Annotated in this window: 11 protein-coding genes, 1 tRNA gene and 1 pseudogene; 5 read left to right on the forward strand and 8 right to left on the reverse strand. The window is 72.7% G+C overall.

Going from position 1 to position 11,916, the window contains the following annotated elements; all coding sequences use genetic code 11:
- Window positions 1-11: 11 nt before the first annotated feature.
- On the reverse strand, window positions 12-1,937 hold the full coding sequence (locus ABNF97_RS29935) for a copper resistance CopC/CopD family protein (protein WP_502930566.1): 1,926 nt from the start codon (window positions 1,935-1,937) through the stop codon (window positions 12-14).
- 419 nt (window positions 1,938-2,356) lie between these two features.
- On the opposite strand from ABNF97_RS29935, the gene ABNF97_RS29940 reads away from it, so the two are divergent.
- Genes ABNF97_RS29940 through ABNF97_RS29950 form a run of 3 tightly spaced genes read left to right on the forward strand, consistent with a single transcriptional unit; the run spans window position 2,357 to window position 5,074 of the window.
- Window positions 2,357-2,908 (forward strand): DoxX family protein, encoded by a 552-nt coding sequence (locus tag ABNF97_RS29940; RefSeq protein ID WP_349340576.1) that lies wholly within the window; start codon window positions 2,357-2,359, stop codon window positions 2,906-2,908.
- Window positions 2,889-3,680, forward strand: coding sequence for a DsbA family protein (locus ABNF97_RS29945; protein WP_349340577.1), 792 nt, complete (start codon window positions 2,889-2,891; stop codon window positions 3,678-3,680). Before ABNF97_RS29940 ends, ABNF97_RS29945 begins: the two co-directional genes overlap by 20 nt.
- Window positions 3,677-5,074, forward strand: coding sequence for a hypothetical protein (locus ABNF97_RS29950; RefSeq protein WP_349340578.1), 1,398 nt, complete (start codon window positions 3,677-3,679; stop codon window positions 5,072-5,074). The genes ABNF97_RS29945 and ABNF97_RS29950 overlap by 4 nt, the downstream gene beginning before the upstream one ends.
- A 54-nt stretch (window positions 5,075-5,128) precedes the next feature.
- Here the strand turns inward: ABNF97_RS29950 and ABNF97_RS29955 are convergent, their stop codons facing one another.
- The 4 genes and pseudogenes from ABNF97_RS29955 to ABNF97_RS29970 all read right to left on the reverse strand — a co-directional run bounded on the left by ABNF97_RS29955 (window position 5,129) and on the right by ABNF97_RS29970 (window position 8,164).
- Complete coding sequence (locus ABNF97_RS29955) at window positions 5,129-5,926, reverse strand: energy-coupling factor ABC transporter ATP-binding protein (protein ID WP_349340579.1); 798 nt, start codon at window positions 5,924-5,926, stop codon at window positions 5,129-5,131.
- 164 nt (window positions 5,927-6,090) lie between these two features.
- On the reverse strand, window positions 6,091-6,861 hold the full coding sequence (cbiQ, locus tag ABNF97_RS29960) for a cobalt ECF transporter T component CbiQ (RefSeq protein WP_349340580.1): 771 nt from the start codon (window positions 6,859-6,861) through the stop codon (window positions 6,091-6,093).
- A 191-nt stretch (window positions 6,862-7,052) separates the two neighbouring features.
- Window positions 7,053-7,448, reverse strand: a pseudogene (locus tag ABNF97_RS29965) (PDGLE domain-containing protein); the annotation flags it as partial.
- Window positions 7,445-8,164, reverse strand: coding sequence for an energy-coupling factor ABC transporter permease (locus ABNF97_RS29970; protein WP_349340581.1), 720 nt, complete (start codon window positions 8,162-8,164; stop codon window positions 7,445-7,447). The gene ABNF97_RS29970 and the pseudogene ABNF97_RS29965, both read right to left, overlap by 4 nt.
- Window positions 8,165-8,301: 137 nt before the next feature.
- On the opposite strand from ABNF97_RS29970, the gene bcp reads away from it, so the two are divergent.
- Together bcp and ABNF97_RS29980 are read left to right on the forward strand one after the other, a co-directional pair.
- Window positions 8,302-8,778: a thioredoxin-dependent thiol peroxidase gene (gene bcp, locus ABNF97_RS29975; RefSeq protein WP_130464599.1), complete on the forward strand. Its 477-nt coding sequence runs from the start codon at window positions 8,302-8,304 to the stop codon at window positions 8,776-8,778.
- A gap of 107 nt (window positions 8,779-8,885) precedes the next feature.
- Window positions 8,886-8,966 (forward strand) — tRNA-Leu (locus tag ABNF97_RS29980).
- On the opposite strand, the gene ABNF97_RS29985 is transcribed toward ABNF97_RS29980, so the two are convergent.
- The 3 genes from ABNF97_RS29985 to ABNF97_RS29995 are packed head-to-tail and all read right to left on the reverse strand — an operon-like array spanning window position 8,918 to window position 11,891.
- Window positions 8,918-10,057, reverse strand: a complete 1,140-nt coding sequence (locus tag ABNF97_RS29985) for an expansin EXLX1 family cellulose-binding protein (RefSeq protein WP_349340593.1) — start codon at window positions 10,055-10,057, stop codon at window positions 8,918-8,920. The genes ABNF97_RS29980 and ABNF97_RS29985 overlap by 49 nt on opposite strands.
- A 13-nt stretch (window positions 10,058-10,070) precedes the next feature.
- Complete coding sequence (locus ABNF97_RS29990) at window positions 10,071-11,009, reverse strand: MOSC domain-containing protein (RefSeq protein ID WP_130464600.1); 939 nt, start codon at window positions 11,007-11,009, stop codon at window positions 10,071-10,073.
- Between the two features lie 48 nt (window positions 11,010-11,057).
- Window positions 11,058-11,891, reverse strand: a complete 834-nt coding sequence (locus ABNF97_RS29995; RefSeq protein ID WP_349340582.1) for an O-methyltransferase — start codon at window positions 11,889-11,891, stop codon at window positions 11,058-11,060.
- Window positions 11,892-11,916 lie beyond the last annotated feature (25 nt).

Below are 11,916 nucleotides of genomic sequence, written 5' to 3' on the forward strand. Positions count from 1 at the left end.
GATGTACCTCTCTACTTGATGGGCACGGTGCTGGTCACGGTGGCCTGGTCGATGTCTGACACCCGGACTGTGAAGCTGAGCTGCCAGCTGCCCGCTGTCGGCAGGCTGATCTCGCCGGTGGCGTGGTTGTCGGTGAGCGGCAGCAGGGGGATCTCGATCGGCTCGACACCCTGCTCCGGCAGGGCGGCCGTGGCCCGCCACTCCACCACCGGCAGGGGCTTGTTGTCCGGGGTGTAGGCGTAAAGGTGGATCGTGTTGCTGCCGACCCCGGCCGGGTCCACCTCGACCTGCAAAGAGTAGAGCGAGCTGGTCAGCGTGGTGCTGTAGTAGCCGGCACCGCCAGCGTCACCGTACTCGCCGACGGTCCGGGCCGGCGGGGTCTGCACCAGTACGGCAGAGAGGGCCAGCACGACCGCGGTGATCGCGAGCTCGACCCAGACCGCTCGGCGGATCCGCCCGGCCGAGCTGGCGGCCCCGGAGCGCTCGTCCGCGGCCCCGACCTCGTCCGGCTCGTCCGGCTCAACGGCATGGCCGGACTCAACGACGTCATCGGACTCAGGGGCGTCATCGGACTCAGGGGCGTCGTCCGGCTCGTCCCGCTCGGGGCCGTCCTCCGGCCCGTCTGACTCGTCCGACTCACCGGGCTCGTCCGGCTCGGCAAGGTCGTGCGGCTCGGCAACGTCGTGCGGCTCGTAGTCGACGTAGCCGTCCTCCGGCGTCCCGGCCCCGTCGGCGAAGAGCCGCCGCCGGACCAACTCCCGGGAGTACGCGGCCACCGCGATGACCGCGGCGAAGAGCACGACCTTGGCGATGATCAACCGGCCGTACGTGGTCGACACCAGCGCGGAAGTGGAACCCACCTCGATCAGCGCCTGCACGATTCCCGCGAGCAGCAGCGCGGATACGGCGACGGTCGCCCAGCGGGACCAGACCGGCAGGATCGCGTCGAGTTCCCGGTCGTTCGCGCGGCGGAGCAGGAACCCGCCGAGCATGACCAGCCCACCGAGCCACACCGCCATGCCGGCCAGGTGCGCGCCGTCGACCACGACGGAGACCGCCGGCACCGGCGAGGCGGCCGCGTGCCCGGCGATCGGCCAGGTGAACAGGCCGGCCACCCCGAGCACGGCCAGCAGGATCTGGTCGCCCCGACCGGCCCGGCCGACGATCAGCGGGCGGAGCAGGATCACCGCCGCGGCCAGGATGCCGAGTCGGATCAGGTGGGCCGCGCCGAAGGTACTGCCGAGTACGTCACCGAACGCGCTGCCGCTGACCGCGAACGCCCCGCCACCGGTGGTGTACGGGACCTGTAGCCAGAGCCCGGCGAGGGTGGAGAGCGCGATCAGCCCGATGCCGGTCCAGATCAGCCGGGCCGGGCCGCCCCGGTCGAGCCGTCGGGGCCAGAGCAGGCTGAGCACCATCACGGGACCGATCAGCAGCAGCAGACCGGCGTAGCCGACGTACTTGAAGATCCGCACCGCCGCGCCCACCACGGGGTTCACCTTGTCGGCGTCGCTGGCCGACGGCGGCGTCGACGGGGCACCGACGGAGTAGGTGTACGCGCCGGCCACCGGATGGCTGTCGGCCGAGATCACCCGATAGCTGACCAGGTAGGTGCCGTCAGCTCCGGAGGTGTCGACCGGGATGGTGATCACCGCACCGTTGAACGTCGGGTCGCCCCGGTCCACCCGGGTGCCGTCCGGGCCGAGGACACGAATCTTGTCCGGGACCTCGCGGACGCTCTCGCTGAACGTGAGCACCACCTCGGAGGGCGCGTTCGGCAACACCACGTCCGCGGCCGGGCTGCTGCTCACCAGCACCGCGTGCGCGCTGGCCGGGGCGGCCGGGCCGAGCAGCAGGGCGAGGGCAGCCAGCAGCAGGCCGAGACTGGCGCCGGCGCGGGCCGCCCATCGACGATTCGCAGCAATCATGTCCGTCATCGTGGCCGACCAGACCGGCCGGGCGCGACCTCGGGTCACGGCCGGTCCGCCTCGGTCATATCGACCGGTCCCGAACGGCCGCGACCGGCCAGCGGCCCCGGACGACGGCAGGCCGTCCCGAGCCGACCCGCGACGCGCGGGATGACCTGCCAGTCGTCGGCTGCTCGGCGCGCGAGCCCGGTCCCGTCAGATGCCACGGATCGATAGTCGGCACCGGGCGCGGAAAAGTTCCCGACCAGACGACGCGGTCCAGATTGTGGACCGGCCGACGACGGCGGCGGCTTATGCCCGGTAATGCCCACCTGTCACGACAATCCCCCCTACCGTTGGTGAGCGTGATCTCACCCGGTACGGCGTCCGGAGACCGACGCCACAGCCGAGCCGGAAACCCTTTCACCCACCCAGACGACTAAATGACTGTGACTGAGCGGACCACAGCAAGCACCCCGGCAGCGGGCCGTCGCCGCTGGCGGGCCGCCCGCCCGTGGCTCGGCACGGCTGCCCGGCTGGGTCTCGCCGCCGTGTGGCTGGTCGCCGGGGGGACCAAGGTTGGCGACCTCGCCGCCTCGGGCCGGGCGGTCAGCGCGTACAAGATCTTCCCGTACGACCTCGCGATGGTGATCGGCGCGGCGCTGCCGTTCGTGGAACTCGCCCTCGGGCTGATCCTGCTGGTCGGGCTCGCCACCCGGCTCGCCGCCGGGATCTCCGCGGCGCTCCTGGTGATCTTCATCGCCGGAATCGTCTCGGCCTGGACCCGTGGCCTCTCCATCGACTGCGGCTGCTTCGGCAGCGGTGGTGACCTCGCCGCCGGCCAGGATCCGACATATGGCACGGAGATCCTCCGCGACGTGGGCTTCCTGGTACTGGCCGGCTTCCTGCTGATCTGGCCGCGTACCCCGATCTCGGTGGACGCGGCGTTGGTTCGGGACACCCGCGAGGAGGAGGGCGACGATGAGCGACCGGAACCGTAAGGGGACGAGTGACCGAAATCCCAGGGGGACGAGCGGCCGGAATCGCCAGAGTGCGAGTGACCGGAATCGCAAGGGGCAACGCCGGCCCGCCCGGGTCGTACGGGAGCAGTTGGCCCGGGAGCGGCGCCGCAAGCGCACCCTGTGGACCTCGGTCGGCGCGGTCATCGTGCTGATCATCGCCGGGCTGATCGGCTGGGGCGTCTCGGCCAGCCAGGATGCCGGCGACTTCACCCCGCCGGGCGGGGCCAACCCGGAGGGCACCGGCATCGTGATCGGCTCCGGACCGGTCAACATCGACGTGTACGAGGACTTCATCTGCCCGATCTGCCGCACCTTCGAGCAGCAGGCCGGCGCTACCCTCGACCAGCTCGTCGCCGAGGGCAAGGCACGGGTCACCTACCACCCGGTGGCGTTCCTCGACCGCTTCTCCAGCACCAGGTATTCAACCCGGTCGTCCGCCGCCTCCGGGTGCGCGGCACAGAGCGGCAAGTACCGGGAGTACTCGAGGGCGCTCTTCGACCGGCAGCCGCCGGAGGGCGGCCCCGGGCTCAGTGACGAGCAGCTCGTCGAGGTCGCCACCAGCATCGGGCTGGCCGGGGACAGTTTCCGCAACTGCGTCGAGGAGAATACCTTCGAGAAATGGACCAAGCACGTGACGGACGAGGCCGCCCGGGCCGGAGTGACCGGCACCCCGACCGTGCTGGTCAACGGCACGAAGGTGCAGGCCAGCGCCGAGGCGATCACCGCGGCGGTGGCGGCGGCCGGCAAGTGACCCGCCCCGGAGCCGGCCGCTGCCGGACCGGGCTGCTCCGACAGGTCGCGGCCGCCCTCCTGCTGGCCCTCGTCGGCGTACTCGCCTGCGCCGCGCCGGCTGCCGCGCACGCCGCCGACGCCCCGGACGGCACCAACTACCGCGCCGAGGTCACCGAGGTGACCCCGGCGCTGCCGGGACTCCGGGTACGGGTGGTGGAGGGCGGGGCCCGGCTCGAACTGGTCAACCGGACAGGGCGCACCATCGAGGTGCTGGGCTACGCCGGGGAGCCTTACCTGGAGATCCGCCCCGACGGCGTCTACGAGAACACCGCCTCCCCGGCGACGTACCTGAACCGGACCCTCGCCGGGGACACCGCGGTGCCGGCCGGGGCCGATCCGACCCGGCCGCCGTCCTGGCGACGGGTCGGCACCGAGCCGGTGGTCCGCTGGCACGACCAGCGCAGCCGCTGGCTGGAGGAGGCGCCGCCGCCCGAGGTCGCGGCCAGCCCGGACCGGCCGCACCGGGTCGGCGGCTGGGTGGTGCCGCTGCGCGACGGACTGCGCCCGATGGAGATACGCGGCACGCTGGACTGGCAGCCGCCGCCCGACCCGCTGCCCTGGTGGAGCGTCAGTCTGATCGGCGCACTGGCGGTGGGGGCACTCGGCGTGCTGCCCCGGAACTCCCGACCGGGCCGTCGGGCCACGGTCGCGCTCGGCGTACTCGCGATGGTCGGCGGGGCGGCGGCGCTGGCCTTCGCGCTGGCCCGGGGCGCCGACGCCGGATTCGGCGGCATGCTGCTCGGGCTCGTCACCGGGCAGCTCTGGCCGACCCTGACCGGCGTCGCCGCACTGGCCGCCGGGGCGTACGCGCTGACCCAGCGACCGACCGGCGATTTTGTCCTGGCGCTGGCCGGCACCTGCCTGGCCCTCTTCACCGGGGTGACGAACGCGGCGGTCTTCCTGCACTCGGTGGTCCCGGTGCCCTGGCCGGCGTGGTCGGCCCGGGTCCTGATCGCGGTGGTGATCGCGGTCGGCGGTGGGCTGGCCGCCGCCGGGGTACTGCGACTGCACGCCGCCGGCCGGCCGACCCGCACCGGGCCGACCGGCACCGCCGCGGGCAGCCCGCCGGTCCGCCGCTGGTCGGTGAGCCTGCCGGCCGACGACCCCGACTCCACCGCCGACGAGCGCCCCACCGACGGACCCCCCGTTCGCGAACGCCCCGCCGATGAACCCCCTGCCGACGGACCCCCCGTTCGCGAACGTCCCGCCGACGGACCCCCTGCCGACGGACCCCCCGTTCGCGAACGTCCCGCCGACGGACCCCCTGCCGACGAACCCCCCGTTCGCGAACGTCCCGCCGACGGACCCCCTGCCGACGGACGCCCCGCCGACGAACCGGCGGTCAGCGGTTAGCCTCGACCGGGGTGCCGGCGGCAAGCCGGGCAGGCGGCCCGCCGGAGCGGTGACTCAGCCGTTGGCGGCGAGTTGCCGGACGGCGATCGCCGGGTCGAAGCCGTACGGCAGTTCCAGGCGGTGCCGGGCCAGCAGGTCGGCGTCGGCGAGGATCTCGGCGGTCACCCCGTCCGCGACGATCCGGCCGGTGTCCAGGATCACCGACCGGTCACAGAGTTCCAACGCGTACGGCAGGTCATGGGTGACCATCAGCAGGGTCACCGGAAGCCGGCGCAGGATCCCGGCCAGCTCGCGGCGGGCCGCCGGGTCGAGGTTGGAGGAGGGCTCGTCCAGGACGAGGATCTCCGGGCGCATCGCCAGTACGGTGGCGACCGCCACCCGGCGGCGCTGCCCGAAGGAGAGGTGCTGGGGCGCCCGGTCCCGGTGCTCGACCATCCCAACCGCGGTCAGCGCCTCGGTCACCCGCTCGGCCAGTTCGGCGCCACGCAGGCCGAGGTTCGCCGGGCCGAACGCCACGTCCTCGGCGACGGTGGGCAGGAAGAGCTGGTCGTCGGGGTCCTGGAAGACGATGCCGACCCGGCGGCGGATCTCGGCCAGGGTCTCCCGGTCCCGGTCCACGGTCAGCCCGCCGACGGTCACGGTGCCGGCGCCGCCGGCGAGAATCCCGTTCAGGTGCAGCACCAGGGTGGTCTTGCCGGCGCCGTTCGGGCCGAGCAGGGCGACACGCCCGCCGCGCGGCACGGTCAGGTCGACGCCGCGCAACGCGACCTGCCCGTCGGGATAGCTGAACCGCACGCCGCGAACGTCCAGGGACGGCGGCTCTGCGGCGGCGCCGGGCACGTGCCCGATCACCGAGCACCGCCCGGGAATGTCCTGGCTCCCGCCATCGGGAGGAAGGGGCGGTCCGGGGTGGTGGTGCTCGTTGCCGGCATGGCGTCGACTCCTGTGCGGGCGGAGGAGGGCGTTCGGGTGCACGCCCGAGCCGGAAATCCCCGGCAACCAACCATAGGGAGGGGTCAACCCAGCACGACGGCGGCGGCGGCGATGCCGGTCGCGGCGAGCGGCACCGTCGCCCCGACCAGCCAGTGCCGGGCGGTGGCCGCACCCGTGTCGAGCCAGGCCGCCGGCAGCCGCCCCTGGTAGCCCCGGGAGACCATCGCCAGGTAGACCCGCTCGCCCCGCTCGAAGGCACGCAGGAAGAGCGCCCCCACCCCGGCGGCGAAGCCGCGCAACTGCCACAGGAACCGGGGATCGTCGCCCCGGGAGATCCGGGCGACCCGCATCCGCTGCGCCTCGCCGACCAGTACGTCCAGGTAGCGCAGCATGAAGGTGGCGATCTGGGTGAGGATCTGCGGGCAGCGCAGCCGGTCCAGCCCGAGGATCAGGTCCCGCATGGTGGTGGTACCGGCGAGCAGCAGCGAGGCCAGCACCCCGAGGGTCCCCTTGACCAGGATGTTCCAGCCACCGTAGAGCCCGTCGACGGAGAGTTCCAGCCACAGCCAGCTCACCCGCTCACCGGTGCCGAGGAACGGCAGCACGAACGCGAACACCACGAACGGCAGCTCGATCAGCGACCGGCTGGCCAGCCAGCCCAGCCCGACCCGGGCGACCGCCGCCACCAGCAGCACCAGCAGCAGGTACCCGCCGAAGGCCCAGAACGCCTCTCGGGGGGTGGCGACCACGGCGAGGGTGAAGACCACCATCGCCGTGATCTTGACCTCGGGTGGCAGCCGGTGCACCGCTGACCTTCGGTCCCGGTAGAGCACGTGCGCGTGCCCGGCTCCCATCTCCGGCGCCCCTATTCGGCGCCGTCGGAGCCGGTCCGACCGGCGGGAGTGGCGGTGGACGAGTCACCGTCGCGCGGTGCGGGCGTACCCGAACCGCTCCCGGCGGCGGCCGCAGGACCGCTCCCGGCGGCGGCCGCAGAGCCGGGCGAGGTGCCGGCGGTACGGACCGAACCGGCGGCCTGGGCTGACCAAGCGGCCTGCGCGGGACCCGAAGCCTGCGCGGCATCGGAGGCCGGGCGGCGGCGGGTCAGCCAGAACAGGCCGCCACCGACGGCGAAGGTGATCAGCACGCCGAGCACCCCGGAGAGCCCGGTGGAGAGGAAGGCGTTGTCGACGCCCCGGACCCCGTAGTCGGCGAACGGCGAGTCCGCCAACTCGTGCTCCTCGGCCTGCTGGGCGGGGCAGCTACCGCCGGTGATGTTGTCGTCGGCATCGAAGGTGCAGCCCTCGCGCAGCGACGAGTCCAGTCCGTCGGGATGGGCCGAGGCGAAGTTGCTGACCACTCCGGCGAGGAGGAGCGCGACCAGCAGGCCGCCGAGGACGAACGCGCCGGAGCGCTTCGGGATCCGGGTTCGTCCCGTCGTCATCGGGCACCTCCGGCCACCGGCAGCTGATCGACGACCGGAAGCGGACGCAGCGAGCGCAGCGCGTAGACCAGGTCGGGCCGGACCTTCGCCACGGTGACCACGGTGGTCGCGGTGATCAGGCCCTCGCCGACGCCGATCAGCAGGTGCACGCCGGCCATCGTGCCTGCCAGGCCGCCGAGGCTGCTGCCGACATCGGTGGTCCCGCCGAGCCAGTACTGCGCGACGAAGCCCTGCGAGGCGACCAGCACACTGAACACCGAGGCGACGAACGCGGTGGTGGCCAGCCCGCTCACCGTACGGGGCAGGATCCGCAGCAGGAGCGCGATCAGCAGGTACGCCACCACGACGCCGATCAACGCCATGTTGGTGATGTTGAGGCCCAGCATCGCCACCCCGCCGTCACCGAAGATCAGCGACTGCACGATCAGCACCACCGCCACGCAGAGCGCTCCGACCCAGGGTCCGACCAGCATCGCGGCGAGTGCCCCGCCGAGCAGGTGACCGCTGACCGCGCCGGTGAAGATGGGAAAGTTGAGCATCTGGACGGCGAAGATGAACGCGGCGACCAGCCCGGCCATCGGGGCGAGCCGGTCGTCCAGGTCCCGTCGGCTGCGGAACACGCAGAGCGCGAGCGCCACCAGGGCCAACGCCCCGAATGCCGCCGCCACCGGACCGTTGATGATTCCGTTCGAGATGTGCATTGCCAGGTTGTCCACGCCACCTCCCGGATATGCCGGCGCGGGATCCGTCCCGCCGGCTCAGCCTAGGAGCAGGTAGTCGTTGTTGCCAAACTTTTGCAAGAGCAGTACACCACCCCGCAATCTCCAACCCACCCAGGCGATAGGGTCACCGCATGACCTCGCCGATCCGCCTCGCCCCCGGGGACGCCGCGCCGGACTTCGCGCTGCCCACCGACACCGGCGAGACGCTCTCGCTGAAGGACCTGCGTGGCCGCAAGGTGGTGCTCTACGCCTACCCGAGGGCGATGACGCCGGGCTGCACCAAGCAGGCCTGCGACTTCCGGGACTCGCTCGCCTCCCTCCAGGCCGCCGGCTACGAGGTGGTCGGCATCTCACCGGACTCCCCCGCCGCGCTGGCGAAGTTCCGGGACCGGGACGCCATCACCTTCCCGCTGGTCTCCGACCCGGACAACGAGGTGCTGGTCGCGTACGGGGCGTACGGCGAGAAGCAGTCGTACGGGCGGACGATCACCGGAGTGATCCGGTCGACCTTCGTCATCGACGAGGAAGGTCGGATCGAACGGGCGCTCTACAACGTCAAGGCGACCGGGCACGTCGCCAAGCTCCGCCGGGACCTCGGTCTGGACTAGGTCCGCCTGTCGGCCCAGACGACTGAGTCCGCCTGTCGGTCCAGACGACTGAGTCCATTGGCGGTCTGGACGACCGAGCCTGCTGTCGGTCTAGACTTTGGGCGCGAGCGGGAGTGGTGTAATGGCAGCCACGCAGGATTTAGGTTCCTGTGCCTTCGGGCGTAGGGGTTCGACTCCCCTCTCCCGCACAGTTCTGGCCGACCGGGGCCCCGGCGCCGGCCGCGCCAGCCACCGGCTGCCCGGACGGGTCCGCTCCGGTCGGCGTACCCGGGACGGGCGTCGGCGACGCGGCCGGGCTGGCACTGGTGCCGGGGGTGGGTGAGCCGGGCGGAGTCGGTGCGGCGGTCGCCCGGGCATCCTCGTACAGCCGCACCGTGCTGCGCTGCGTCTGGCGGGGCGTCAGTCGGATTCCGGTGGCGACCGCCTCGTGCCCGTAGGCGTCGGTCACCCGGATCGAGTACGGCCCCGGGCCCATCCCACCGTCGATCACCCAGTAGTTGTCCGAGCCGCGCTTCGCCGCCCGCCAGGCTGCACCGGCCCGCTTCACCGCCACCGACGTGACCGGGTTTCCGTGGTTGCCTATCTGCACGGCGAACCAGTACCGCGACACGCCGCTCTTGAGCCGGAAGGTGAGCGGGCCGGGCAGCGGCGGGTCGACCACCGCCCGGTAGCGCACCGGAACGATGCCTTGGGACAGGTCGGCGATCTTGGCGAATGCCTGCCTGGACAGGTCGATCTTGTCGTTCGGGCAGCCGGCGCAGCGGTCCAGCACCATCACCCGGACGGTGCCCTTCGGGCCGGTCACGTCCAGGAAGCTGCCGCAGGCGGCCGAGCCGGCGTACTGGCCGGAGCCGAGCGCGACGTAGAGCCGGTTGGCGGGTGGACCGGGCAGCGAGCAGTTGCCGCCGGAGCTGCCCCCGTCGTAGTGCGACGCCGTTCCCTTGTAGACGGTCGTACCGACCGGCGGCGCCAGGCGGTCCAGCGGCGGCGGGACGCGGTCCAGCGGCGGTGCCGGACGGTCCAGCGCCGCTGGGACGCGGTCCAGCGGCGGCGCGGCCAGCGCGGCGGCGCAGGCGGCCGGCTCGGAGAACTGCCAGACCAGCACCAGCCCCAGGACGGCGGCGAAGACGGTCGCGAACCCACCGGCCAGCCAACGTCGAAAGGTACGCCGCCGCGAAGGCTTCCGATCCCCATCCCGGCCGTCGCCAGGCTCGGGACCAGCCGTCGGAGCACCGCCGCCCGTACCGTCGGGAAGTTCCGCCTCGATCATCGGGGGCATGGTGCCGTAACCGTCACGCGGTTCGCAAGATCTCCACCGGGTCGCCGACGGTGAGCGTGCCGAGCGCACCGGACGGGTCGGGAGCGGAGACCGGCACCAGGTTCTGGCCGAAGACCAGCTGCCGGTTGATCCGGCGGTACTTCGCCAGGGTGCGCAACGGCTCTCGGCCGCGTACCCCGGTCTCCTGGTCCGTTGTGGTGACCAGGCAGCGGCCGCAGGGCTTGGCCACCCGGAACGTGACCGGACCGATCCGGAGCAGACGGCCGATCCAGTCGTCCTCGGCCCACGGGACGGCGCCGCCGACGACCACGTTGGGGCGGAACCGGGTCATCGGCAGCGGCGCCTCGCCGTCGCCGGAATCGGACAGCGAGGAGTTCAACGCGTCCAGCGACGCGCGGTTGGCCAGCAGCAGCGGGTAGCCGTCGGCGAAGCTGACCCGCTCGGCCGGGTCGGCCAGGTGGGTGTCCGGGATCGGGCGCACCGTCGGGTCGCCGAGCCAGACCAGCCGGACCTTGCGGTCGAGCAGCCGGGAGAGCCAGTCGTCGGCCGCCGACGCCGCCCGCCGGGCCGGCACGTCGGGCATGTTCGAGAAGACGCGTACCGCGACCGGTTCACCACCGGTCGACTCGGCGCCGGTCCACTCGGCGCCGGTCCACTCGGCGCCGGTCCACTCGGCGCCGGTCCACTCGGCGCCGATCGGCTCGGCGCTGATCGGCTCGGCGACCTCCAGCGCCGGACGGCCGGCGGCGCGCAGCACCAAGCCGCCGGGGCGGAGTTCCGGTCGGATGGCCACCAGGCCCGCCACCTGGCGCTGGGTGACGCCTACCCCGTCCTCGTCCACGATCATCCAGCGCCGGTCCCCGGCCAGGCCCCACGGTTCCACCCGGGCGGTGTCGAGTTCGCGCCGGTAACAGCCCTTGACCGGGTACGTGTACAGGGAAACCAACCGCATGGAGTTCACCCTGCCACAGCGGTTCCGGCGACCGGTGAAGTGCTTCCGTCACCAGGCGATGCCGATCCCGTCGCCCGGGTACCAGTGCCGGGCCGGGGTCTCCCGGTAGGCGAGGAACCGGCGGCCGGTCCGCTCGGCATGCTCGGCGAGCACGTTGGTCATCATGACGTTGTCGGTGAGCAACATCGCTCCGGGAGCCAGCTTCGGGGAGACGGCCTGGAACTCCCGGCGCTCGTGCCCGCTGCTGTGGTCGCTGTCGTGCAGGAAGAGGTCGACCGGGCGGTCCAGCGCCGCTATCGAGGCGAGCGAGTCCCCGATCACCAGGTCGACCACGCTGGCCCAGGGCTCGGCCCTGGCCAGGTAGCCGGCCTCCGGATTGATGTCCAGCGAGCTGACCCGCCCCGGCTCGCCGTCGGCCGCGTTGCGCAGCAGGGCCGCGGCGAGTACGCAGGTGCCGAGCCCCTTGTCGACCCCGGTCTCCACCACGTGCCTCGGTCGGGTGGCCCGGACGATCGCGTACCAGCCGATCCGGCGGGCGTACCGGACGCGCCGGTCGGCCAGGCCGCGCCGGTCGGCGGCGGCGGTGGCCCGCTCGATGTGCCGCCGCAGCGGCTCGTCCTGCTCGATCTCGGCGAGGTACGCCCGCACCTGCCGCACCGGCACCGCACAGGGCACGCTGACGAACCAGGCGAGGTGCTCCCGGCTGAGCCTGGTCAGGTCGTAGGTGTAGTTGTGGTGCTCGCGGGAGGTGAACAGCCACCTGACCGAGGCACCGATCACCCGGGCGTCGTGCCGGGCCACCCGCATGAACCGCCTGGGAAACGCCGCGACCGGAGCGAGTTGGGTGCGGGCGAGGGCGCGCCGGAGGTTCGTACCATCCACCCAGAATGTTGTACCAGGTTCCCGA

The sequence above is a fragment of the Plantactinospora sp. B6F1 genome (genome assembly GCF_040120695.1).
GTDB lineage: Bacteria > Actinomycetota > Actinomycetes > Mycobacteriales > Micromonosporaceae > Plantactinospora.

Bases quoted from the DNA above. Each gene is read 5' to 3' on its own strand.
- ABNF97_RS29985 (WP_349340593.1), bottom strand. From the start codon at position 10,057: ATGCCCCCGATGATCGAGGCGGAACTTCCCGACGGTACGGGCGGCGGT.
- ABNF97_RS29945 (WP_349340577.1), top strand. From the start codon at position 2,889: ATGAGCGACCGGAACCGTAAGGGGACGAGTGACCGAAATCCCAGGGGG.
- bcp (WP_130464599.1), top strand. From the start codon at position 8,302: ATGACCTCGCCGATCCGCCTCGCCCCCGGGGACGCCGCGCCGGACTTC.
- ABNF97_RS29935 (WP_502930566.1), bottom strand. From the start codon at position 1,937: ATGACGGACATGATTGCTGCGAATCGTCGATGGGCGGCCCGCGCCGGC.
- ABNF97_RS29990 (WP_130464600.1), bottom strand. From the start codon at position 11,009: ATGCGGTTGGTTTCCCTGTACACGTACCCGGTCAAGGGCTGTTACCGG.
- cbiQ (WP_349340580.1), bottom strand. From the start codon at position 6,861: ATGGGAGCCGGGCACGCGCACGTGCTCTACCGGGACCGAAGGTCAGCG.